Source organism: Pseudonocardia bannensis (genome assembly GCF_012911875.1).
Lineage (GTDB): Bacteria > Actinomycetota > Actinomycetes > Mycobacteriales > Pseudonocardiaceae > Pseudonocardia > Pseudonocardia bannensis.
This window is the reverse complement of the sequence record NZ_JAAXKZ010000098.1, coordinates 1-23,184: the sequence shown is the minus strand read 5'-3', so window position 1 is coordinate 23,184 and position 23,184 is coordinate 1. Positions and strand designations below refer to the sequence as shown.

Below are 23,184 nucleotides of genomic sequence, written 5' to 3'. Positions count from 1 at the left end.
GCCCCGGCGACGAAAGTCAACGGAGAGGAGAACGCCCGTGACCGCTTCCATCGCGCTCGGCATCCCGGGACTGTCGGTCGCTCCCGGCGATCACATCTGCGGCTTCTACGGGGGGCTCCCGGAGCGGGACGAAATCCTCCTCCCCTTCCTGCGCGAGGGGCTGCGCGCCGGAGACAAGTGCGTCTGCATCCTCGACAACACCGATCCGGGCGAGATCCTGGCCGCCCTCGATCCAGACCCGGCCACCCGCGACCAGCTCGATCTGCGCTCCTCGCTCGACGCCTACTTCCGGACCGGTGCCTTCAGCGCCCAGGAGATGATCGCGTTCTGGACCAAACTCCTCAACCACGCGATAGCCGACGGGAGCCCGCTGGTCCGGGTGGTCTGCGAGATGAGCTGGGCCCTACGAGACTTCCCCGGGGTCGATGAGCTGATCGCCTACGAGTCGGAGTACAACCGGTACGCCGATCGCTACCCGCAGGTCGTCATCTGCCTCTACGACCTCGACCGCTTCGGCAGCGCGATCCTCATGGACATCCTGAAGACCCACCCCAAGGTCTTGGTCAGCGGCATCGTCCACGACAACCCGTACTACGTCGAACCGGACGAGTTCCTCGCCTCCCGGCGGTAGCTGGCCCGCGATCACCGCGATGGGCGAAGACGTGCAGCCCGCGGCGGGACACCTCGGCCAGCATCGCCCCGCTCACCCGGGTCCCACAGTTGATCGGCGGTTCCAATGGTCTGAGTCCACCCACCTCCGCTGCGGCTCAGCTACTACGGGCCGCGGTTCGGGCCATCCCGACAGCGGTGACAACGCTGGGCGGCAGGTGATCACGACAAGAACCGCAGCAACACCGGTAACCACAGGGTTTCTGCGGTTACTCGGCGGCTGACCTTGCCGCCGAGTGGGCGAGTGTCACTCCGGTTCGTCGGCCGCACACCGGCCGTAGGCTTCTCCGGTGCCCGAGCCGCCGGCCTACATCGACGAGTCGTTTCATGAGCACGACGCGGAGGGCTTCTACGTGCTGGCGGCAGCCGTGCTCGCCCAGGAGGCCGACGAGATCGGGGCGTTGCTGCAGGGACTGGCGGCGCACCGCTCGCCAGGGAAGCTGCACTGGACGGAGTCGAGCGCGCGGTACCGGCAGGCAGCCGTCGAGCGGATCGCCGGCCTCGATGCGCTGCATGTGATCGTCGTCGGGGCCCCCGTCGCAGCGCGCAAGCAAGAACGCGCCCGAGCGATCTGCCTGCGCCGCCTCGCCTTCGAGCTCAACGGGCTTGGGGTCACGCAGCTGGTCGTCGAGTCACGACAGCAGGTGCTGGATCAGCGCGATGTCCGGACCATTCAGCAGGCCCGCTTCGACCTACCCAAAGGAACCCTCCTGCGCGTCGAGCACCACCGCGGGGCAACTGATCCGCGGCTATGGGTGGCCGACATCGTTGCCGGCGCGGTCCGTGCCCACCACCTGGGAAACTCGACCTACCGGGACCAGCTGGGCGCCTTGCTGCACCTGGTCGAGGTGCCCACAGCAGACTGACACCGAGCCCTACACATGCGTAAGGCCGTGCTCCCGGTATCCCCCAGGTCACACGGCCTCGCGGCTCGCGGCACGCCCACGACGTTCCGCTGTGCCCCAGCATAGGCGCGAACCCGGCGCTGGACAACCACGCTGAGCACGCCTGCCGCGCAGCGCCGGCTCGGAGACGGCGGGGCGGGCGCCCCGCCGGGCAATCGCCCGGATACCGGCGACCGGGCGGGACCGCGAACACGCCTGCGCGCTCATCGCCGGCTTCTGGAGCTATCAGCTCGCGGGGCCCGCCGGCCTGATGGCCGTCATCCAGGCGGACCCGGCTGGACCCCTGTCCCCCGCGCCGCCGGGCGCCGCGGTGCACCCGCAACCGCGGGCCTCCTGGCCGGCCGACGAGCGGCAGCCGATGGGGCGCCCCCGTAGGTGAGCGACCGTCGGCGGCGGTCGGGCCGGACGTGGAGCCTGCCCGTCCGGCCGGTCGGTGTCGTCCCGGCCCTCTCCACGGCCTCTTCGAACGCCGGCGGGCGGTCGGAGCCGCGCCCCCTCCCCCGGCGCCCGGGGATCAGGGGCTGCGGGCGGTCGCGGACCGTGAGCGCGCTCCGTCGGGCGACCCGGTCGCTACCCCAGGCCCAGCTTGGGACGCACCCAGGCGGCCACGCCGGCGATCACAGCGTCGGCTTCCGGCGCGCGGCCGGCCATGAGCGGATAGATGTGCTGCATCCCCGGGGCGATCTCCACCGTCACGTCGACGCCGGCGGCCGTCGCCTGTTCGGCGAAGCGCTCGGCGTCGTCCTGCAGCGTCTCGTGGTCCCCGGCTGTGAGGAACATCGGTGGTAGCCCGGTGGGATCCGCGCGCAGTGGGTTGGCCAGCGGGTCCGACGGCGAGCCGTTCTCCCCGAGGAACATCGGTACCAGCATCTCCAGCTCCGCGCGCTGCACCAGCACGTCGGTGGCGGCGTTGGTATCGAGGGTCTTGCCGAGGCACTCCAGGTCGTACCAGGGGGAAAACCCCACGATGGCCGCCGGGAGCGGCTCCCCCTCCTCCCGCAACTTGAGGACCACGCTGGTCGCCAGATTGCCGCCCGCGGAGTCGCCGGCGGTGGCGATGTGCTCGGCCCTGAGGCCCTGCGCGAGGAGCCAGCGGTAGGCCGCCACCGCGTCCTCCAGCTGGGCCGGGAACGGATGCTCCGGGGCGAGCCGGTAGTCCAGGACCAGCGCACGGACTCCGGCCGCCTTCGCCACGTGCGCGGCGAGCTTGCGGTGGCTGTGCATCGAGTTGGTCACGAAACCGCCCCCGTGCAGGTACAGCAGCACCCGGTCGGGGACAGCGCCGTCGGGTTGGCACCACAGGGCCGGCACGCCGCCGGCGCTGACCTCGGCGTAGGACACGCCCTCCGGCTCCGCCGTTTCCAGGTGGAGCGCTTCCTGCATGTCCCGCATGGTGGGCAGGTCCATCTCCGGGTTGGCCGCCTTCCGGGCGGCCATGGCCAGGAAACGCGCTCGCAGGGCATCGGACTGGGGGCTCGGCATGGTGTTCCTTCCCTACAGGGGTTGATCGGGGGGCGTCAGCGGCCGGCACCCGCCGGCGCGCGTTACGGCTGGTGCGGGTCGATCGGGGTGCTCACTCCGAGGCGGCGCTCGATGGCTTCGGCCGCGTCCAGGCAGAGGTCCTCGCGATAGCGGGAACCGATCACCTGCACGGCCGTGGGCAGCCCGCCGATGCCACCGGTCGGCACCACCACCGCGGGCAGGCCCAGCACGTTGAGGGCGACGATGAGGCGCAGGCTCGTCTGGATCTCCTGGATCGAGTCGACCGAGGCGAGATCGTCTCCCACCGCAAAGGGAGGTCGGGTCATCACCGGCCCCAGGATCACCGGGTGCTCCACCTGGAACGCGGACCACTGACGGGCCAGGGCATGGCGGATGACATAGCCACGTGCGACCGCGTGCGGGGTGATCTCGACGAGCTCGGACACCAGTTCGAGGTAGCGGCGGCTTCCTTCCGACAGCAGCGGCGCGATCTCGCCGAGCGCGGAGGCGGCTCCCTCGGCCCGCGCCAGGACCGACCAGGTCTCGCTCGCCTCCACCACGCCCGGGGGCTCGGCCTCGACCACGTCGTAGCCGGCGTCGGCGAGGGCATCGGCCGCCACCCGCACGCCGGAAGCAACGGCGGCATCCACCCCCAGCCCGCCGGGGTCGGTCACCACCGCCACCCGGATCGGCGTGGGCAACGGTGGCCCCTGCAGGGGCGCGGGGACCGACCACGGGTCGCGGGGATCGGGCCCAGACATCACCTCGTAGGCCAGGCGGAGGTCGCGCACGTGCCGGGCGAGGGGGCCCTGCACCAGCATCATCTGGGCGGCGAGGACCGGGTCGAACGGCTCCATACTCGTCGCGTGGGGGATGCGGCCGGGGGTGGGCTTGAGCGCCGCCGCGCCACAGCAGTGCGCGGGAATGCGGAGGGAGCCGCCGAGGTCGTTGCCCAGGCCGATCGGGGTCATCCCGGTGGCCACCGCCGCGGCCTCGCCGCCGCTGGAGCCGCCCGGCGTGCGGGCCGCGTCCCAGGGGTTGCGGGTGGCCCCGCGCAGGGCGTTGTCGGTGTGCCAGCGGGCCCCGAACTCGGGCATGTTGGTGCGGCCGATCGGGATCGCACCCGCCGCCTTGAGCCGGGCCGGCGCGGGGGCGTCGAGCGGGGGCATCGCGTCCTTGAGCGCGATGAGGCCGTGCGTCGTGGCCGACCCGGCCAGGTCGATGTTCTCCTTCACGGTGAACGGCACCCCGTGCAGCGGGCCCAGGGGCCGCCCGTCGGCGACGGCCCGGTCCGCTTCGCCGGCGGCACGGCGGGCCGCGTCGGCGAACACCACGGTGACGGCGTTGACGGCGGGGTTCACCGCCTCGATGCGCTCGAGAACGGCGTCCACGGCGTCGCGAGCGGTCAGGCGACGGCCTGCGATCGCCGCCGCCAGATCAGCCGCTCCGTACGTCCAGATTGCCTTGTTCACCCGTACCCTTCCTCGCCGCGCCGCCCGGCTCCGTCGAGCCGACCTGCCCGGTGGGCGGCCGCCGCGACGAAAGGAGCGACGCCTCCGTCGGCGGTCGGTCCCGGAGCACAGCGGCCCAGTCCGGAGGCCTGCTGGGCGGCCCGCCGGGAGGACAGGCCCTAGGCCTGGCCACCCGGCAGGCCCCCGCCACGTGGCGGGATCCGATCAGACACCGCGACCGCGACCCGGGGCTGCGCTGCCGACCGCGGGGTCTCCGCCGCCTACGACCGGCGCCGCCGGCGGGGGGTGCCCGCCGGGCGGCACCGGCCATTTCGTCCCCTCGCCGAGGCCCTTCCCGGGTCCGCCGCAGACCCGTCCCGGGGCCGGGCCGCGGCCGATGGCACCACTCGGCCGGGACCCTCTGCGACGCGGTCCTGGCCCGCGCCTCCACCGGTTCGCACCGGTGGAGGCGCGGGCCGGCGCCCGGCGACCGACGGAAGACCTCAGCTCGTCTGTCTCATCCGCTGGGCCCCGTCTCGGATGGCGTCGACGATGAACTGGTAGCCCGTGCAGCGGCAGATGTTCCCGGAAATGCCCTCGCGGATCTGCTCTTCGGTGGGATCGGGGAACTCCTCGACCAGTTCACACGCCCTGAGGAGCATGCCGGGAGTGCAGAACCCGCATTGCAGGCCGTGGTTGTCCCAGAACGCCTCTTGCATCGGGTGCAGCGTCTCGCCGTCGGCCAGACCGTGCACGGTGGTGATCTCGGCGCCATCGGCCTGGACGGCGAGCATGCAGCACGAGCGGGCGGTCGCGCCGTTGAACACGATCGTGCAGGCGCCGCAGACGCCGTGCTCGCACCCCAGGTGCACGCCGGTGAAGCCGAGGGTCTGCCGGAGAAAGTCCGCCAGTGTCCGGCGCGGCTCGCACTCGGCGCTGAGCGTGCGGCCATTGACCGTCACGGTCACGGTGACCTTCGAGGCCATCTCACACCACCACATTCGCGTCGGAGGCAGCTCGTCGCAGAGCTCGCCGGGTCAGAACTGATGCCATGTCCCGCCGATACTCGGCCGGCGCATGAATGTCGTTCGCGCTGTTGGTCACCCCGGCGGCGGCCTGGGCTGCCTGGGCGATGGTCTCGGCGGTCAGCCCGCTTCCGACCAGCACGGCTTCCGCCTCGCGCGCGCGTACCGGGGTCGGGTTGGTTCCGGCGAGCGCGAGACGGGCGTCGGTGCACCGTCCGTCATCCCCGACGGTCACCGCGGCGAAGACCGCGACCATCGCGAAGTCGCCGTGGCGGCGGGCCAGCTCCTCCACCGCGCAACCGGTCCCGGCGGGGAGAACGGGCACCCGGATCTCGGTGAGCATCTCGTCCGGCCCGACAGCGGTCGTGAGGAAACCGTGGAAGAAGTCGTTCGCGCCGACGGTCCGGGCCCCGGCCGGTCCGGTGATGACCAGCTCCGCGTCCAGGGCGCACAGGACGGCCGGTGCCTCCGCGGCGGGGTCCGCGTGCGCGACGCTACCGCCGATCGTGCCGCGGTTGCGGATCGTCGCGTGGCCCACGAAACCCATGGCCTCGGACAGCAGCGGCGCCGCATCCCTGACCGCTGCGGATTTCTCCACCGCCCGGCTCCGGGTGAGGGCGCCGATGCTGAGCCAGTCGCCGTCGCGCCGGATGTAGTCGAGGTCTGTCAGCCCGTTGATGTCGACGAGGACCGATGGCCGCGCCAGGCGCATGCTGAGCATCGGCACCAGGCTCTGGCCCCCGGCCAGCACCTTGGCGTCTTCGTCCTCGGTGCTGCTCAGCACGTCCACCGCGTCGGCGATCGAGGTGGCCTTGTGGTACTCGACAGATGCCGGCTTCATGACTGCTGCTCCTGAGCGGCTCGGATCTTCGCCAGAAGGCGCGGAGGGGTGATGGGGATCGCGGTGACGGTGACATCCAGATCGTCGAGCGCGTCGTCGACCGCGTTCGCGATCGCGGCCGGAACGGCGATCGTCCCGGCTTCTCCCACGCCCTTGATGCCCCCGGGGATGTGCACTGCCGGGGTTTCCATGTGCAGCGCTTGCATCGGCGGCATGTCGGTGGCGGTGGGCACGAGGTAGTCCATGAACGTGGTGGTCTGGATCTGCCCGTCCTCCCCGTAGACGAGCTCCTCGAGGAGCGCCCCGCCGATCGACTGGGCCACACCGCCGTGGATCTGCCCCTCCACGATCATCGGGTTGATGACCGTCCCGCAGTCGTGGGCGATGAGGTGGTCGAGCACCTTCACTGCGCCGGTCTCCCGGTCGACCTCGACGAGTACCGCGGTGCAGCCGTACGCCCAGGCGAGATCCTCGGGATCCATCACCTCACGCTCCTCGAGCGTCGGCGTCTGCCCGGCCGGCAGCTTGCCGACACTGCGGTAGGCGGCGTTTCCGATCTCGGCCATCGACACCGACCGCGCGGGCGCCCCGGACACCGCCACGCGTCCGTTCTCGATGACGAGGTCCTCCGGTGCCGTCTCGAGCAGGTGCGCTCCGATGTCGCGGATCTGCTTCTTCAGCTTCTCCGCGGCCCTGATGATCGCGCCGCCGCCCAGGGCGGCGGCCCGGCTGCCCCCCGTGCCGTAGCCCATGTACGGGCAGCTGTCGGTATCACCCGCGATCACCGTGACGTCCTCGATCGGGACGCCGAGCGACTGCGCGCACACCTGGGCGAGCGCGGTCTGGATCCCCTGCCCCATCGGGACCTCGCCGGTGTACACCGTCACACGCCCGGTCGAGTCGATCCGCACGACCGACTGGCCGAAGCCGGAGTGCTGCACGCCGACCGCATTAAGGACCCGGCTCGGGCCGAAGGCGGTGCACTCGACATGGAAGCCGTATCCGATGCCGACCGAGCGGCCCTCCGCGCGCGCCGCGGCCTGGCGCTCCTTCCAGCCGTTCTTCTCCACGCCGCTGAGGCACAGGTCCAGGCACTCCGCGTACCGGCCGCTGTCATAGGTGAAGACCGTGCTCGGAAACGGGAACTCCTCCGGGGCGGGGAAGTTCTTGCGCCGCACCTCGTTGCGGTCCAGGCCGAGCTTGCGCGCGAGCAACTCGACCAGGCGCTCGTACACCAGGGTCGCCTCCGGCTGCCCCCAGCCGCGGTAGGACCCGATCGGAGAGCGGTTGGTGAACACACCCACGACCGACACGTCGACGTTCGGCACCTTGTACGGCCCGGCCATGACGGCCGCGCTCAACCAGGGCGGTCCGCAGGCCGCGCCGCTCAGCCGTCCGCCGAGCACCGCCCAGACCGTCCCGCGGATGCCCGTGATCACGCCGTCCGAGGTTGCGGCCAGCTCCACCTCCATCCGCTGCTCGCGGGAATGGGCGTTGGCCACGAAGCTCTCGACGCGATCCTCGATGATCTTCACCGGCCGGCCGGTCCGGCGGGACATCAACGAGGCGAGGACCTCTTCGATGTAGAAGTCGAGCTTGTTGCCGAACCCACCGCCCACGTCCGGCACGCGCACGCGGATCTCGTGGACGGGCTTTCGCAGTGCCTCGCCCATGAGGTCCCGGTTGACGTGCGCGCCCTGGGTCGACAGCCACAGGTCCAGCTGGTTGGTGTAGGTGTCCCAGGAGGCGATGCACCCGCGGGTCTCGAGCGGCAGGCCCATCTGGCGGCCGTAGTAGAGCGTCTCCCGCAGGACCACGTCCGCCTGTGTGAAGGCCTCGTCGACGTTCCCCCGGGTGAACGTGTGCTGGCCCATCTTGTTGTCGGGCCACTGGTCGTACAGCCGGGGCGCGTCCTCGGCGAGGGCCTCGTCGAGCGTCGCGGCCACCGGGAGCGGCTCGTACTCGATGTCGATCAGCTCGAGGGCGTCCTCGGCGACGTAACGGTCGACGGCCGCGACCGCGACCACCGCCTCTCCCACGTAGCGCACCCGGTCGGTGGGCAGGGCATAGGACTCCGGCATGCGCTGATCCGGGATCTGCTGCCAGATCACCGGCTGCGGCGCCGCCAGCTCACGCACCTCGGCTCCGGTGATGACATCGAAGACTCCGGGCAGCTCGCGGGCGCGGCTGACGTCGATCCGCAGGATCCGGGCATGCGGGTACGGGCTTCGCAGCACCGCGCCCTCCAGCATTCCGGGGAGGCGAATATCGTCGAGATATCGCGCCTGCCCGGCGAGGAGCCGGGGATCCTCGGTACGTCGGATCCTCGCGCCGATCGGGCCTGAGGCGGTGCGTTGTTCTGCCAAGGCTGCCTCCTTAGATGATAAAAAGATCATCAGGCTAGGGCGCGGAACGCGTCAATTGACAGCTCTCGACAAGTGCACTGGAGCAGTAGTCAAACCGGCCGAAGGCGGATAGAGATCTTTTGCCGAGCGCCGGGGTTCGGCTGCCCGCCGCGTTGGTCGAGCAGCCGAACGGGGCGGCGCCGAGGCCGACAGGTGGCGCCGCAGGGCGACGGCTGCAGCGAGGGCCCGTGGGTTGCGCCCCGGACGCGGGTTGCCTCGCAGCTCGAGCCGGCACGGCCGGCCGGCGAACCGGCGGCGGCGCTCGTCCTCGGGCCGGACGACGACCACGATGGGGCGTGCCCGTCTCCGGCCCGGGACGTGCGGGCGATCGGCCGGACCGCACAGCTGGGAGCAGCCACGTCCGGCGGTGCCGGTGGACGCCTGCGCCCAGGAGCTGTTCAGGCCGCTGAGCCCCCGGCTCCCGGGCGCCGGCCGGACGCGGGGCGGGCCCGGTGCGGACCTGCAGCGCCGGGGGCGCGGCGGCTCACGCGCGCAGGGCCTTTGTCACGATCTCGCCGGTGCGCAGGACGTGCCGGCGCATGGCTGCCCGTGCCTTCGCGCCGTCGTGCTGCTGGATGGCGTCCACGATCTCGTGGTGTTCGTTCATGTTCCGCCGCAGGATGTGCGTGCGGCGGGTCAGCACGGTGGTCCAGGCGACGTTGCTCGAGACCAGCAGGTGGGGATCCTCCAGGGATCGGGTCAGGCAGAAGTTGTCCGCTGCTTCGAGGATGATCTCGTGGATCAGGCTGTTCGCCCGCCACGTGGCCTCCTCCCAGGACTGGACCGGGCGCACGTCGAGCTCCTCGACGCTCTCGTCGAACATCGCGACGGCCTTCTGGAGACGCTCCAGCTGGTCGTCGTCGGCCAGTTCGGCGGCGAGCTCGGCGGCGAGTCCTTCCAGCTCCGCCCGCACGATGAAGGCGTCGCTGAGTTTGCGCGCATCGAGGGGCCGCACCAGCGCCCCGCGCCGGGGAACGACCTCGACCAGGCCGACGGCCTGCAGTTTGCGAAGGGCTTCACGGACCGGGGTCCGGCTCACACCGAGGTCAGTGGCGAGGCGGTTCTGGCGCAGCCAGGTGCCGACCGGCAGCTCGCCCTGGATGATCCTCTGTTGAATCCGATGGGCGGTCTCGTCGACGAGACCCTGGGGCGGGTCCTCCTCCCCGCCAGCCCACGGGCCCGTGCCGCTGTTGATGTCCGGTCCGTTCATCGCCCCCCACCCCGCGATTTTCGGTAGCGACGAGAGTCGCGCAGGAGAGTCTGCCACGCTGGGGTGCCGCGGTATGGCAGTCCCCAACCCCGTGACCGGGCCGGATGCGGCGGGACCATGGTGCATCACCGCCGCCGCGGCGCGGCTCCACCGGCCGACGGGGGTCGAGCGCCCGCCTTCCCGGCGAGATCGTCCACCTCACGGACCCGGTGCTGCCGCACCGCCGAACCTGGTCATCGGCGGGCCGGCCGCGACGCGCCCAGGGAACGCGTGAGCAGCGCCGCGATCTCCTCCAGACTGGCCAGGTTGTGTCCGCTCGCGAAGACGTCGATGTAGGGCAGCGCGGCCGCCATCCCCCGGGCCAACGGCTCGTACTCGGCGCTCTCCTTGAGCGGGTTGAGCCAGAGGACCTGGTGAGCCAGCCGCGACAGCCGGGCCATCTGTTCCCCCAGCAGCTCGGGGTCACCCTGCTCGAGCCCGTCGGAGCAGATCATGACGATGGCGCCCCGCGCCAGGCCCGCGTGGCCGTAGTGGTCGAGAAAATGCTTGAGCGACTCGCCGATCCGGGTGCCGCCGTCCCAGTCGACCACCTCGGCCGCGGCCCGCATCAATGCTTCGCCGGCCGCCGCACCGGACAGCGCGTCGGTGACCGGAGTGAGCCGGGTGCCGAAACAGAACACCTCCGCCTTGCGCTGGGTCCGCAGGCCGGCGCGGGCGAACAACAGCAGCGCGCGGGAGAACTCGCTCATCGAGTGCGACACGTCGAGGATCAAGATCAGTCGGCGTGGCTGCCTGTGGCGGTGCCGCCAGGCCCGCTGCACAGGTTCGCCGCCCGAGCGCAACGCGGCACGAACGGTGCGACGAGGGTCCGCGTCCCCCCGCCGCGCGGCTTTCCAGCGCCGGGTCCGGCGGCACGGCGGAGCCAGATCGAGTGACTGCAGCAATGCGGCGAGTCTCTCCAGCTCCTCCCGGGAGAACTCGGCGAAGGACTTGTGCTGGAGGACCTCGGCCTCGCTCGCCAGTGCGCTGGCCGGGTGGTCCGGGTTGTTCTCGCCACAACCCTCATCCTCGTCCGAGCCGCCTTGCTCGAGGGCCACCTCGGGGGTGTGCACGATCGGTTGTTCCCGGCCGCTGCCCGGCCCGCCGCCGAAGTACTCGACGAAGACGCGGTCGTAGGTGCCGAGCTCGGGCGCGGCCGAGACCAGGGTGTGGCGGCCCGCCCAGTAGAGGTCCTCCGGGGGAAGAAGCGCGGCAGCCCGCAGGAACTCGGTGCCGCGGCTCGGACTGGCGGCGACACCGGCCGCGCGCAGCGCGTGCACGAATCCCACCAGGCGTTCGACCGGGTCAGTCATGGATCAGGTTCGGCAGGACCTGCCGGACGCGCCGCAGATCCTCGCGGTTCTTCACCGCCGATCCGAGCGTGGCGTCGGCCGCGGCCGGGTCCAGGCGAGTCACCCCGAGCAGCCCCAAAGCCCGGGTCCAGTCGATCACCTCCGCGATCCCCGGTTCCTTGACCAGGCCGAGTCCCCGCAGCTGCGCCGCTGTCGCGGCCACCGCCCGGGCGAGCTCCTCCGAGACCCCGGGCACCCGGAGCCGCATGATGGCGACCTCGCGTTCCAGGTCGGGGAAGTCGATCCAGTGGTACAGACATCGCCGCTTGAGCGCGTCGTGCAACTCCCGCGTCCGGTTCGAGGTGATGATGACCACCGGCGGCTCCGCCGCACGGACGGTTCCCATCTCGGGGATCGTCACCGCGTAGTCGGACAGGATCTCCAGAAGGAAGGCCTCGAACTCGTCATCGGCCCTGTCCAGCTCGTCGATGAGCAGCACGGCCCCGGCGCCGGCCTGGACCGCCCGCAGCAGGGGTCGTTCGAGCAGGAACTCCTGGCCGTACAGCTCCGCGAATCGGCTGCGCCGGTCGACCTCGCCGTCCTGGACCGCGCGGGCGTACAGCAGTTGTCGCGAGTAGTCCCACTCGTAGATCGCCTGACCGGCATCGATGCCTTCGTAGCACTGCAGCCGGATGAGGTCGCGGCCCAGGACCCGGGTGAGCGTGTGCGCGACCTCGGTCTTGCCGACCCCCGCTTCGCCCTCGAGCAGGAGCGGGCGCTGCATCCCGAGCGCCAGGAAGATCGCCGTCGCCAGGCCGCGGTCGGGTAGATAGTCCGCATCCCGCAGGACCGTCTCGACCTGTTCCACGGAGGAGAACCGCACCGGTTCGGCATTCGGCGCCCCGCCCGAGAAATTCAGGTCGTGTGCCAACGCGTTATGGTCCATGTTCTCCTCACGTTTCTACAGTCAGCCGGAGCTGCAGCTCGGCGATCAGGCGCTCATTCGGGTCGAGGAGATCCAGGCCGCAGCGCTCCTTCATCCGCCGGAGGCGATAACGGAGAGTATTTCGGTGCACGTAGAGGCGCTTCGACGCCTCTACCGGGTCGCACGCCGAGTCGAAGTACGCCCGCAATGTCGAGATGTACTGCGTGTTCTGGGTCCGGTCAATCTCCCGAAGCATCGCGATGTGCCCGTGCAGGAGATGGGGCCGCTCGGCGGCCAGCTCGCGCAGCTCCGCCAGGACAGCCCTCGACCGCAGCTCGTCGAAGGTCGCGAGCGGCGGTCCGTTCCCGGCGGACAAGAGCTGCAACACGCGGTCGACTTCGGCCCGGGCCGTGGGCAGCCTGGCGAGTCCGGAGGAGGCGGTGCCGATCGCGGCAACCATCGCGACGCCCAGCTGATGGGTGGCCTGGCCGAGGATCTCGCCGGCCAGTTCCTTCACCTCGTGCACCGCTTGCTGCGCAGAAGGCAGCAGGGCATAGGTCCGGCTACCGGACGTCGCGACCAGCCCGCCGTGGGCTGCCCCCTCCATCCCCAGCTCGACGAGACCGTGCACTTGGATCTGCTCGATGGGTTGGCCGCACACGCCGCCGTGCGGCTGGAACCCGATCAGCCGGAATTCCTCGTCCGCGTGCACGCCCAGCCGTGACGCCAGCACGAAAGCCGATCCGGTGCCGTCGATGACGCTGCGCAGCAGGTCGCTGCGGAGCCGGCGCTCGGCGTCCTCAGCGACCCTGAGCCTGATCACGGAGGTCGTGGCCATCCGGGCGATCTCGAGCAGGGTTGCCTCGTGCTCCAGCCCGAGAGGCACCGCCCCCTCCGACACCGAGACGAAGCCCAGGACCTCGGTCCCCGCGCGGACGGCGGTCACCAGCCGCGAGGGGCTACCCGGCGGTCCCACCCGGATCGGCCGAGACGCCCCGCGGACGCGCTCCAGGAGACCGGTGCGGCGGAGCCACCCGAGGAGCTCGGACGGTGGATGACCGGCGACTTCGGATGTCCGCCACGGGTCACCGAACTCATCTCCGGGGGAGGCCGCGAGAAGGTGCATGCCCGCGTCGTGGATCTGCACGGGCCCGCCCAGATCGGCCGCGGCCGCGGCGGCGAGGGCGAACAGATCTCTGCTCGGGGCGGCGTCGCTGTCCTCGGCCGTGGCGGACGCGGTGGCGATCGCCCGGCGCACGACGGCGTGCACCTGATCCCAGGCCAACTCGCGGGGCACCGCGAAGACGGTGATGCCCGCGCCCTGGGCCAGGGAGCTGATCCACGCGTCGTTCAACGGGCCCTTCACCGCGACCGCGGCTGCGCCGGCCCGCCCCGCGAGGTCGACGAGCTCGGGGAAGGCTGAGGAGGTGGCGGCGACGCCCACGGCGAGCACGAGATCGCCGGGATCAATGCTCACCGGGCCGGCGACGTCCCAGATCAGAACGCCGCACACCATCGGCTCGAGGCCACACGGTGCGCAGATCGTCTCCAGGTAGCCGCTACCGATCGCGGTGAGGAGATTCTGCAGTGTCAGCGCACCGGCGGTGGGTGCAGCGCGGTCGCTGAACGCGTCGCCGGCACGGGCATCTGGGCCGGTCGCGGGGGTGAAGCGCTGGCCGAATGTCAGAGCGGTCATCTGCGAACCCTCCGGTCCTTCTCGGGTCTCGGAGCGGGGTGAGATGGCGTGGGACGGGGCGAACGGGCCTGGGCACATCGGGAAGAAGACAACGACAGCGGTCGACTACTTCTACGATGTGCCGCTCGGCGCTGCGGTCTACCGGGGCCGAGGGCTCATCCCTGCCCGGCGGCCCGCGCCTGGGCCCTGACGGCGTCGGCATCGAAGTCGTTGAAGGCGTCGACCAGCCCGGGCTCGAAGTACTCCTCGAGGGGGTGCCGCTCGCCGATGCCGCCGTTGCGCAGGAGGAAGTCCTCCCACTGCTGGATCTCCTCCGCGGTGATCGAGCCCCAGGCCGGTACGCGGCCGTGCTGCGGGAGTCCTCGTTCGGTGCGCCCCCGCAGGCCCGCGACGTCGCGCTTGAGCGCCTGCGCCTCGTCGCCGGCGGCCGGTCTGGCTTCGGGAAAGTGCTCCCACACCAGCCGCACGGCGGCCTCCGGATCGGTGTCACAGAACAGCGACGCCTTCGCGACCGCGCGGCCGAATCGCGCCAGCGCCTCACTGTTCCCGGCGAGCATGTGCTCGCCGGCGTAGAGCAGCTCGGAAGGGGTCAACCGGTCGAGCGTGCGCGTCGGCAGCCGGCGAAGCTGCGCGCCCTCGACGAGCAACATCTCATAGGCGCACGCCAGCACCCAGATGGCGTCGAGCTTGCCCGAGGCGATTCGTTCGAGCTCCTCCGGGGAGGGCGCGACGCCGGGAATGGGAATGGAGCGGGGCAGGAAGGTCACGTCCTCTTCGGGGCGCAGGCCTTCGTCGCGCAACGTGGGGAACGCCAGATCGAGCAGGTCCGGGAAATCGGTGCCGATGCGCCGCCCCCGCAGGTCGGCGAGGCTCGAGATCGGGCTGTCCACCGGCACCGCGAACGAGCGGTACACCCCGCGGCAGGTGCTGTAGAACGCCCGAACCGCGGCCCCGCGCTCCCGCATGCGGAACGCGAAGACGGCGTTCGCGACCGCCACGTCGTAGCGGCCCTCGCCGGCCCCGGCGACCGCGATGTCGGGGCCGTCGACGATATCGAAGCTCAGCCGCAGCCCCTCCTCCTCGGCGTAACCGAGGGGATCGGTCAGCAGCAGGTGCGCCATGATGGCGTGCGCGGGCACGGGCAGGCATACCCGGAGGTCGGTGCCCTGTCCTGAAGTACTCATCCTCTTCCTCACAGCTGGGATGGCGGCGCCTGACCCAGGCCGGCGCGCGGAGACGGCGCCGCCATGCGGGGTGGTCCTAACGGGCCGGGGCGACAGCGACGGGCTCGGGCGGGTGCTGAGCCGACCAGGGCCGCGCCTGGGCGAAGGCGGCCGCGAGGGCGAGCACGCCGGCGTCGTCTCCGATCCGCCCGATGATCTGCAGGCCGACGGGCAGCCCCGCGGCCGTCTGGCCCGCCGGGATGCTGATCGCCGGTTGACCGGTGCAGTTCACGGGGTAGACGAACGCCATCCAGTCGAGATATTCCCGCCACCTGGTGTCGAGGTCCTCCGCCGACGGGAAGGCGTCCACGCGGGGCGGCGGCTGGGTGAGCGTGGGCGTGACGATGTAGTCGTAGTCCGCCATGGCCCTCAGGAGGCGAGCGGACTCGTTCCGCATCGTCGAGACCGCAGCCACATGATCCGCGGCGGTCTTGAGCCAGCCTCGGCGGGCCAAGGCGAGGGTGCTGCCCTCGAGCAGCCCGAGCCGGTCGTGGGGCACCGTGTCGACGATGGCCGCCGCCGTGGCCGCGCAGACGGTGAACACCGGATCGCGCAGGCCGCTGAAGTCGACATCCGCGTCCGTGAGGGTGTGCCCGAGGTCGGCGAACGCGCCCGCGGCGGCCGCCACGACCTCGCGCACCTCCGGGGACAGCGTCCCGTGCGGCGGTGTCATGCAGAGCCCGATCCGCGATCGCGAGGGCGGCCGTGACACGGCGTCTGCGAACGTGGCGCCGCGTGAGCCGGCGATGGCGTAGGGGTCACCGAGCACGGGGCCGCTCATGGCGTCGAGAAGCAATGCGGTGTCCTCGACGCTTCGCGCCATCGGCGCGATGGTTCCCATCCCGGCCATCAACTCGTAGCTCGCCGGGGCCAGCGGCACCCGGCCGCGCGTCGGTTTGAGCCCGACCACGCCGCAGCACGAGGCTGGGATCCGGCCCGAGCCGGCGGCGTCCGTGGCCTGGGCGAGGGGCACCATGCCCAGCGCCAGGGCGACCGCGGCGCCCCCGGACGATCCGCCCGGCGAATGCTCGAGGTTCCACGGGTTCCGCGTCGCCCCGAACAGCAGGTTTTCCGTGGTCGGGCGCAGCCCGGTCTCCGGGGTGTTCGTCGTGCCGACGACGATGGCTCCGGCTTCGCGCAGGCGGGTGACGACCACGGCCTCGGCGGGCGCGTAGTTGTCCTTCAACGCCCGGGATCCGTAGGTCGTCGGCAGGTCGGTGGTCTCGGTCAGGTCCTTGAGGAGAACGGGGACGCCGTGCAAGGCGCCGCGCTGCTCCGCAGGCAACTCGTCCGCGGCTTTCGCCTCGCTGATGGCCGCTTCGGCGCGAACGGCGACGACCGCGGTGGTGGCGGAGTCGAGTTCGGCGATTCTCGCCAACGCCCCTTCGACCAGCTCTCGGGCCGAGACCGTTCCATCTTCGACGAGCGCCCTCAGGGCAACAGCGCTCAGGTAGGGCGACCGTTCAGTCATCTGTCAGCTCTCCTTCCGATGCAGGGCAGGAGCCGAGAGGGTCGCCCTGGCCGGTTCGGCCGTGGCGAGGCTCTCCGGGCCCGGCGTGGGTACGCCGGCCTCGGCGCGGCTGGTCAGTCAGCCGCGCAAGTTGTCGTCTAGGAGCTTGGATTGGACGGGAACGCTACGGCTTGGATCCAATTTGTGTCAAGAAGGATCCAAAATTCCGTGTGACGGGTTGATGTTGCACGCGGGGTGCTGGGTCGGCGCGGCCGAAGGCCGCGGCTTCAGGTGGGGCGTCAGCCGCCCGGGCGGGCTTGCGCGGGCAACTCCCCCGTTGCACCCCGATGCCGTTCCGGCGGCGCGAGGTCGACCGCTGGCGGGCGACCTCGCGGCCGACCGGAACCCGGCACCGTGGACAGTGCGAGGGAGGCCCGGCGCGCCCGCGGCGACTTCACCGGCGGTCAGCAAGAGGGAGCCGGCGGACACGGAGCGGCGGTGCCGACGCCGCGCCCCTCTCCCCCGGTGTCATGGGCCCGTGGGCGCGGGTGGTCGCGGATCACGATCGCGATCCAGCGGGACCGTGTCCGGTGTCGGTTGTGGCCAGCCAGCAGCACGACACGGGGCTGCGCCGGCGAGTGATCGTCGGGCCTGTTGAGCATCAGCTGATCGCGCGCTCGCCGCGGGCGAGGGCCCCGACGTCCGGGCCCGCGTCCCGGAGGCCGGAAATCCTTCGCCGCGGTGTCGTGCTGCGCCGACGGCCGGGACTGTTCCTCGCTGCGGGTGACGTGGGCTCGTGCCGTTGACCGCGCGCGGCGGCCCGGTAGCAGTTTCCGTTTCAGCTTTTCGGCGCGTCTCCCTCCCCCTTGGGGTTGATCACCGGTATAAAGCCCGGCATGGAGATCCGTCGGGAACGCAGAAAGCCGGGGCGACCGGCCAAGGGCGACCGCGTCTTCACCGGTGTCCGCCTACCGCGGGAGTACCGCGCTGCGGCGGAGGCGATCGCCAGACGCGACGGACTCGATGTCACCGACGTCGTGACCAGGATGGTTGGGGAGTCCCTCGGGCTGCCCATCCCGGACTACTGCCTCCCGAAGACCACCAGCCAGCAGGAGGAACTGCCGCTGAACAAGGCCTCGTAACAACGAACGAGGCGGCCCCTGCCAGAGGGCCGCCTCGTCTAGTCATCACGTCGACCTGGGGCGCCACCCGAGTCGACGTTAGTGCCCCGGCCGAGCCGGGGCTTGTTCTCCCCTCCGCCAGAAGGGGCGCTTTCGCGTGTCCAAGATACCTCTTGGGCCGGACCTTTCGCGAGTCCGACACGGTTCGACCCTGCTTGACCACGGCATCGGCTGGTGTGCCGAGTGCTATCGGGACGGTGCGTTCGTCCTCGCCACCAGCCCCGACGGTAAAACGTGCCTGCTCCACGGCGCCGCGTGTGAGCAGGACCTCAGCCCCGACTCGTTCGGCGCCAACGGGCCGTCCAGCGCGGCGAAAGCGCTACGGCGACCCCGCACGCCGCGGGGCCGTGCCGCCCGGGTCGAGCCGCTTACACGCCCACCAGCCCGGCCTGGGCACCCCCGGCCGCTCCCGCGCGCCGTGCGCCGCGAGCTGGACCGCTGCGCCGCGCGCGCGCTGGCCTACGGCCGCGAACGCGCCCGCCGGCGCGTCGACGCGGCCCGCTGGGCCCCACATCCGGGGTGGCGGCAGTTCATCGAGACCGGCTGGCGCGTGCTCGTCGACCAGGCCGAAGCACTGCGCCGTGTCGAGGAACTTGCCGACGCCGAGGACTGGCGCAGCGACAAGCGCCACAGCTGGCTGCAGATCCTCCGCCGGCTGGTCCACTCCATGGACTGGACCACCGGCCTGGTCACCGGGGTCACCGCGGAGCGGCTCGGCGCCGCCGGCGCCCGCGCCACCCGGACCGTTTCCCGGGTCCTGGCGTGGGCGCGAGAGGCCGGCCTGGTCGTCGTGGTCGAGGCGGGCGCCTCCGCGGAGTTCCTCGGCTCACGCACCAACCGCACACCCAGCTACGCCCTCGTCACCAACGCCCCCCTCCCGCAAGCTGCCGACCCATCGCCCCAGCTCACATGCCCTGTGGATCAAAATGGCGACCTCCCCGAATCTCACGTGAGTACTAAGCCCTTGACGGGCGGCAGACGGCACCACCCGGCCAGTCAATGTGTCGTTGACTGGCCGGTTTTCCAGGTCCCCGACTCCCCCGCCGAACGCACCGCAGCCACCCTCTGCCTGTTCAAACGAATGGGCCTAGACCCGCGGGGGGTATCCGGGGTGCCGCTGTGGCGCGCCCGGGCCCTGCTCAAACCCTGGTGGGCCGCTGGCGCCTGTGTCGCCGGCGTTCTCTACGCCCTCGACCATCACCCCGACCGACCCGACCACCATCGCGGCGATGCCCTGCGCGGCGCGACGGACCCGCTCCGCGTCCTCGGCCACCGGCTCAAGCCTTGGAAGGGCCGCCTCCACCAGCTCCCCGCGGCCGTGGTCGGCCTCCGGGGCGACCACCTCCGGCTCGCAGCCGAGGCGGCGGCCGCCCGGCGAACCAGGCTCGGTCCCTCCCCCGCCGCCTCGCTCCCGGCGGCGCAGCACAGCAGCGGCGCCGCCCGGGCCGCGGCGCGCGCCGCCGTCGCCGCACACCTGCGCCGGCTCCGTGATGCCCGCGCGGGCCGCCCCACGCGGGCACGCCTCGCAGACCAGGCGGGAGAGAACCGCTGACAGATCCACACCGATCGGCCAGCATCGCCGCGCCCCACGCCGTCACCGGCGAGCATCGGAACGCAAGGAACGGCGCGGGGAAGGTTCCCTCCTAGCCGAGGGTCACGGTGAGCACGCCAGGAAGGGTGTCGACCCGGCCTCGTGAGCCGAGCATCCGGCCCGTGCTCATCGCCTGGTCTCGTATCGGGTCAGCACCACGCCGCCGGGAAACGTCCGCGTCTCCACCAGGTTCAGGTTCACCCAGCTGTCCAGCGCCGTGAAGAACGGCGTGCCGCCGCCCACCAGGACCGGGTAGGTGGCCAGGGCGTATTCGTCGATCAGCCCGGCCCGCAGGGCGGCCCCGGCGAGCGTTGCGCCGCCGATGCTCATCGGGCCGCCGTCTTCGGCCTTGAGCCGGGTGATCTCGGCGACCGCGTCGCCGGTGACCAGGCGGGTGTTCCAGTCGACCTTGTCGATCGTCGAGGAGAACACCACTTTCGGCGTGTCCCGCCAGTTCCGCGCGAACTCGATCTCCGCCGGGGTGGCGTTGGGCTGCTGGTCGCCGGTCGGCCAGTAGGAGCTCATCGTCTCCCACAGCTTGCGCCCGTACAGCGTCAGATCGCTCGCCCGCTCCTGGTCGAGCCACCACTGGAACAGCTCGTCGCTCGGCGGCCCGCCCCAGCCGATGTCGTCCCCGGGCGCGGCGATGTAGCCGTCCAGGGTCACGTTCATGCCGAAGATCAGTTTCCGCATCGTGCCAGCCTCCCGTGAGTCGATCGCACACGTACAGACGGGCGCGGCGCGGAAACCTCATCGGTGCGCGATCTGCGTCCGCAGGTAGTCCTCGCGTTCCGGCCCCGGCACGGCGTACTCGGCCGGGCCCGAGCACCACCCACCGGATCTCGATTTCACCCTCGTACGGGCAGCGGCGCACCCACGGCCAGCTCTCCCCCACCGCTGCTGCCGCCTGCCCGGACGGGAAGGCCTCCACGGCCACCTGCAACAGAGGCCGTCTACTTGCGCAGAGGCGTTGCGGTAGCGCTCGCCGCGCTCGCTGCGCGAGCGCGGCGACCAGCAGCCGCACGTGCGCCGCGAGATCCGCGAGTACCTGCCTCTGCCAGCGCCGCCGCAGCCAAGCGCTGGTTTTTTCGGCGCCTACTACTGAAGGGCCGACAAGGGGGAAGCGACCGCGCGACCGAAGCGACGTGGTGGGGGCCGTCCCTTCGTCCGGCTACGAGACCGCACGGGTCGTTCCGCCTGCCGGCGGACCCGAGGACAGCGCGGCGGCGCAGGTCCGCTGCGCAGGCCCCCGGGCGAACGCGGTCTCCGCGGTGCTGAGGCCAATCGCACCAGATCGTTCATCCCGGGTGACCCTGCGCTCCCCCGGCCAGGACGAAGGTCGGGAGTTACGGCCCGTCGAGCTGAAGCTCGACGACGGCGGTGATGAACTCGGACTTGCTCGGACCGCCCAGCTCGGCGCGCTTGCGCTCGAGCACGTCGATCTCCTGTTCGGTCAAACGGAGCTGAATCGCCGTCGGCTTCTCGACGTGGCGGCGGGGCGACCGGGGGCGAGGAGGGAGTCCGGAGTCATCGGCCGCAGGCGGCGGCCCGAACACGTCGGCGAGCCGGGTGTGCACCCGCCGGTAGGCGGTCAGGACCCACTCGGCATAGCTGGTGACGCCGGCGGCCTCCTTGAGCCGATCGGCGAGCGGCCCGGGCAGATACACCGGGTAGGGGCGCTTGCGCCCGCCCGGGACCGGCGGCTTCGCCTTCCTGGGCTTGGGCCGCTCCGTGCTCTCCCGCACCGGCGCGGCGACCACCGCCTCGACGACCTCAGGTTCGCTGTCGGGCTCGCGTTCGGGCTCGCTGTCGGGGGCGCGGAGCGGGGCGGCCGGCGTGGTGCGACGCGGCGGGAGCGTGAGCCCGGCGGCGCGGGGCGTCGGGGCGGTCAGATTCGACAGGTCCCGGCGGTCGGCGGTCATGCCGTCACCCCCGACGCGGCCGCGATCCGGTCGGTGACCTCCTTCGCGAGGGCCGCGTAATCTTCGGCCAGGCCCGAGGCGGAGGCGGCAAGACGGGGGCCGCCGTCGTCGTCGGCGCGGTGCTTTCCCCCCGCGCGGCGGGACCGCAGCGCCGCAAGGCGCGTCTTCTGCGCCTGGGGCAGCTCGGCCTCGATCTCGTGGACCAGCCGGCCGAGGTCCCGGGTGTTCACCGCGGCGCCCTCGACATGACGGATCCGGGCATCGAACACGAGGTCTGAACTGCCCAGGTCGCGGGCCACCGCGTCGCGGGCGGCCTGCGCGATCCGCTTGGCGCTGACCCCGATCCCGAACAGAACCACCCCCAGCAGCTGCAGGTCCGGGTTCGTGGTGGCGCGGACGGCGCCGAACAGCTCGGCGACCTTGACCAAGCCGTCGAGGCTGGCCGAGTCGGACTTGGTGGGGATGAGCGCGAACTCCGCGGCCGTCAACGCCATCTGCTGGAGCTGCTGCTCACCGGGCGGGCAGTCGATGAGCAACAGGTCGTAGTTCTCGGCGATCGGGGCCACGGCGTCGTGGACGGCGGTGGCGGTGGCGACCCCGCGGGCGGTCCGCGAGTGGAGCGCGCCGACCATCTCCGCGATCCGCCCTCCCCCACACACGATGTCGAGCCCGTCGCGGACCCCGGTGACCGGCCGGAGCTGCTGGCCTGTGGTGACGGCGGAGAACAGCGCGAGGCCGTCATCGTTGTCCGGGGTGTTCTTGTAGCCGAGATCGCGGGCGAGGTTGCCCTGCGGGTCGAGGTCGATGGCGAGGACCCGGTAGCCGGCCGCGGCGATAAGCCCGGACAGGTTCGCGGTGAGCGAGGTCTTCCCGACCCCGCCCTTCCCGTTGATGACGGCGACGGCGCGCGACAGCATCGAGCGTGCTCCCTGCCTGTTGAGTGCTGGTTGAGTGCTGAGCGCAGGCATCCCGGCTGCGGGCCGGGCGCGTGCGTGGTGCGCGGTGCTTGCGGAAGGTCAGTAGATCACGTGCGTGGAGCCTGCTGGTGACCTGCCCTCGGTCGGCGTGTCGCAGGCATGACGCCTGCGATAAACGTGCTGATCACAGGCACTCCGACTGCGGGTCACCTGCGTGCATCGTGCGGTCCACCTGCTGGGGGCACGTGGGTCGCATGCATCGAGGCAGCTGGCGACCAGCCTCCTCACCGCGTGCCGCCGGCAGGCCGATTGCACGAAACATGCTGATCACAAGCACTGCAACTGCGGATCACCTGCGTGGATGGTGCGGTGCACCTGCTGAGAGCACGTAGGTCATATGCATCGAGCCCGCTGGTGACCAGCTGTCTCACAGCATGTCGCAGGCATGGTATCTGCGACACACATCCTGACCACAAGCGAACCAAGTGCTGATGACATGCAGGGCACACGCGGACGACCTACGTGTCACATGCGTGTCGGCCGCGGCGTTCAAGCGGCCTACCAGCGTGCTTCATACAGATCAACCGCAGCAATCCAGCGGGTAGCAGGCATGAAGAGAGCATGTTCATTGCATAGAAGGTACGAGAAACACGCAGATGACCAGTATGACAAATGCATGAAGCACGCGATCAGCATGCTGTCAAACAACGTGGCACGCGCGTGTCAGAAGCTGTCTGCATGCAGACAGCATGCCGTCCTCAGGCGTGTCCTGTGCGTGCACTGTGCGTGCAGCAAGCTTAAAGAGCGCGTGCAGCATGCGTGTACCGAGCGTGCCGCGGGAGTGAATCCCACCCGGAAGGGCGGCCGGGTGGGAGCAGGAACCGCAGCGGGTCGCTTTCAGGCCCCTAGTTTGGCCGGAGGCGGCCGGGATGATCTTCAGTAGGGGGAAGGGGGCGGGGT

General features: G+C 71.3%; 18 protein-coding genes. 4 read left to right on the top strand and 14 right to left on the bottom strand.

What is annotated here, in order from left to right:
• Nucleotides 1–37: 37 nt before the first annotated feature.
• Together HF519_RS21900 and HF519_RS21895 are read left to right on the top strand one after the other, a co-directional pair.
• The gene (locus HF519_RS21900) at nt 38–631 is read left to right on the top strand and encodes an MEDS domain-containing protein (protein WP_169414871.1); all 594 of its coding nucleotides are present in this window, start codon (nt 38–40) and stop codon (nt 629–631) included.
• Between the two features lie 328 nt (nt 632–959).
• Nucleotides 960–1,535, top strand: a complete 576-nt coding sequence (locus HF519_RS21895) for a DUF3800 domain-containing protein (RefSeq protein ID WP_169414870.1) — start codon at nt 960–962, stop codon at nt 1,533–1,535.
• 609 nt (nt 1,536–2,144) lie between these two features.
• Here HF519_RS21895 and HF519_RS21890 read toward each other — a convergent pair.
• The 11 genes from HF519_RS21890 to HF519_RS21840 form a co-directional block, all read right to left on the bottom strand.
• Nucleotides 2,145–3,056: an alpha/beta hydrolase gene (locus tag HF519_RS21890; protein WP_169414869.1), complete on the bottom strand. Its 912-nt coding sequence runs from the start codon at nt 3,054–3,056 to the stop codon at nt 2,145–2,147.
• A gap of 62 nt (nt 3,057–3,118) precedes the next feature.
• Nucleotides 3,119–4,528 (bottom strand): amidase, encoded by a 1,410-nt coding sequence (locus tag HF519_RS21885; protein ID WP_169414868.1) that lies wholly within the window; start codon nt 4,526–4,528, stop codon nt 3,119–3,121.
• Nucleotides 4,529–5,010: 482 nt separating this feature from the next.
• Nucleotides 5,011–5,493 carry a (2Fe-2S)-binding protein gene (locus tag HF519_RS21880; protein WP_169414867.1) on the bottom strand — a complete coding sequence of 161 codons (483 nt, stop codon included), beginning with the start codon at nt 5,491–5,493 and terminating at the stop codon, nt 5,011–5,013.
• A gap of 1 nt (nt 5,494) precedes the next feature.
• Nucleotides 5,495–6,373 (bottom strand): FAD binding domain-containing protein, encoded by an 879-nt coding sequence (locus HF519_RS21875; RefSeq protein WP_169414866.1) that lies wholly within the window; start codon nt 6,371–6,373, stop codon nt 5,495–5,497.
• Nucleotides 6,370–8,769, bottom strand: a complete 2,400-nt coding sequence (locus tag HF519_RS21870) for a xanthine dehydrogenase family protein molybdopterin-binding subunit (RefSeq protein WP_169414865.1) — start codon at nt 8,767–8,769, stop codon at nt 6,370–6,372. Before HF519_RS21870 ends, HF519_RS21875 begins: the two co-directional genes overlap by 4 nt.
• A 493-nt stretch (nt 8,770–9,262) precedes the next feature.
• Complete coding sequence (locus HF519_RS21865) at nt 9,263–9,988, bottom strand: GntR family transcriptional regulator (protein WP_169414864.1); 726 nt, start codon at nt 9,986–9,988, stop codon at nt 9,263–9,265.
• 233 nt (nt 9,989–10,221) lie between these two features.
• Nucleotides 10,222–11,340, bottom strand: coding sequence for a vWA domain-containing protein (locus tag HF519_RS21860; RefSeq protein WP_169414863.1), 1,119 nt, complete (start codon nt 11,338–11,340; stop codon nt 10,222–10,224).
• The gene (locus HF519_RS21855) at nt 11,333–12,250 is read right to left on the bottom strand and encodes an AAA family ATPase (RefSeq protein ID WP_410479270.1); all 918 of its coding nucleotides are present in this window, start codon (nt 12,248–12,250) and stop codon (nt 11,333–11,335) included. Before HF519_RS21855 ends, HF519_RS21860 begins: the two co-directional genes overlap by 8 nt.
• Before the next feature lie 22 nt (nt 12,251–12,272).
• Nucleotides 12,273–13,940, bottom strand: a complete 1,668-nt coding sequence (locus tag HF519_RS21850; protein ID WP_169414861.1) for a PucR family transcriptional regulator — start codon at nt 13,938–13,940, stop codon at nt 12,273–12,275.
• Between the two features lie 155 nt (nt 13,941–14,095).
• On the bottom strand, nt 14,096–15,124 hold the full coding sequence (locus tag HF519_RS21845) for an ABC transporter substrate-binding protein (protein ID WP_169414860.1): 1,029 nt from the start codon (nt 15,122–15,124) through the stop codon (nt 14,096–14,098).
• 76 nt (nt 15,125–15,200) lie between these two features.
• Nucleotides 15,201–16,634 (bottom strand): amidase, encoded by a 1,434-nt coding sequence (locus HF519_RS21840; protein ID WP_169414859.1) that lies wholly within the window; start codon nt 16,632–16,634, stop codon nt 15,201–15,203.
• Nucleotides 16,635–17,509: 875 nt separating this feature from the next.
• Here HF519_RS21840 and HF519_RS21835 point away from each other — a divergent pair.
• Together HF519_RS21835 and HF519_RS21830 are read left to right on the top strand one after the other, a co-directional pair.
• Nucleotides 17,510–17,755: a hypothetical protein gene (locus HF519_RS21835; protein ID WP_169414858.1), complete on the top strand. Its 246-nt coding sequence runs from the start codon at nt 17,510–17,512 to the stop codon at nt 17,753–17,755.
• A 457-nt stretch (nt 17,756–18,212) separates the two neighbouring features.
• Complete coding sequence (locus HF519_RS21830; protein ID WP_169414857.1) at nt 18,213–19,346, top strand: hypothetical protein; 1,134 nt, start codon at nt 18,213–18,215, stop codon at nt 19,344–19,346.
• 165 nt (nt 19,347–19,511) lie between these two features.
• Here HF519_RS21830 and HF519_RS21825 read toward each other — a convergent pair whose 3' ends face one another.
• From HF519_RS21825 to HF519_RS21815, 3 genes are all read right to left on the bottom strand, one after another.
• Nucleotides 19,512–20,078, bottom strand: a complete 567-nt coding sequence (locus HF519_RS21825) for a dihydrofolate reductase family protein (RefSeq protein ID WP_169414856.1) — start codon at nt 20,076–20,078, stop codon at nt 19,512–19,514.
• 653 nt (nt 20,079–20,731) lie between these two features.
• Nucleotides 20,732–21,307, bottom strand: a complete 576-nt coding sequence (locus tag HF519_RS21820; protein ID WP_169414855.1) for a hypothetical protein — start codon at nt 21,305–21,307, stop codon at nt 20,732–20,734.
• Nucleotides 21,304–22,224, bottom strand: a complete 921-nt coding sequence (locus HF519_RS21815; protein ID WP_169414854.1) for a ParA family protein — start codon at nt 22,222–22,224, stop codon at nt 21,304–21,306. The genes HF519_RS21820 and HF519_RS21815 overlap by 4 nt, the downstream gene beginning before the upstream one ends.
• Nucleotides 22,225–23,184 lie beyond the last annotated feature (960 nt).

Bases quoted from the DNA above. Each gene is read 5' to 3' on its own strand.
- HF519_RS21890 (WP_169414869.1), bottom strand. From the start codon at position 3,056: ATGCCGAGCCCCCAGTCCGATGCCCTGCGAGCGCGTTTCCTGGCCATG.
- HF519_RS21880 (WP_169414867.1), bottom strand. From the start codon at position 5,493: ATGGCCTCGAAGGTCACCGTGACCGTGACGGTCAATGGCCGCACGCTC.
- HF519_RS21875 (WP_169414866.1), bottom strand. From the start codon at position 6,373: ATGAAGCCGGCATCTGTCGAGTACCACAAGGCCACCTCGATCGCCGAC.
- HF519_RS21870 (WP_169414865.1), bottom strand. From the start codon at position 8,769: ATGATCTTTTTATCATCTAAGGAGGCAGCCTTGGCAGAACAACGCACC.
- HF519_RS21865 (WP_169414864.1), bottom strand. From the start codon at position 9,988: ATGAACGGACCGGACATCAACAGCGGCACGGGCCCGTGGGCTGGCGGG.
- HF519_RS21860 (WP_169414863.1), bottom strand. From the start codon at position 11,340: ATGACTGACCCGGTCGAACGCCTGGTGGGATTCGTGCACGCGCTGCGC.
- HF519_RS21850 (WP_169414861.1), bottom strand. From the start codon at position 13,940: ATGACCGCTCTGACATTCGGCCAGCGCTTCACCCCCGCGACCGGCCCA.
- HF519_RS21845 (WP_169414860.1), bottom strand. From the start codon at position 15,124: ATGAGTACTTCAGGACAGGGCACCGACCTCCGGGTATGCCTGCCCGTG.
- HF519_RS21840 (WP_169414859.1), bottom strand. From the start codon at position 16,634: ATGACTGAACGGTCGCCCTACCTGAGCGCTGTTGCCCTGAGGGCGCTC.
- HF519_RS21835 (WP_169414858.1), top strand. From the start codon at position 17,510: ATGGAGATCCGTCGGGAACGCAGAAAGCCGGGGCGACCGGCCAAGGGC.
- HF519_RS21825 (WP_169414856.1), bottom strand. From the start codon at position 20,078: ATGCGGAAACTGATCTTCGGCATGAACGTGACCCTGGACGGCTACATC.
- HF519_RS21820 (WP_169414855.1), bottom strand. From the start codon at position 21,307: ATGACCGCCGACCGCCGGGACCTGTCGAATCTGACCGCCCCGACGCCC.
- HF519_RS21815 (WP_169414854.1), bottom strand. From the start codon at position 22,224: ATGCTGTCGCGCGCCGTCGCCGTCATCAACGGGAAGGGCGGGGTCGGG.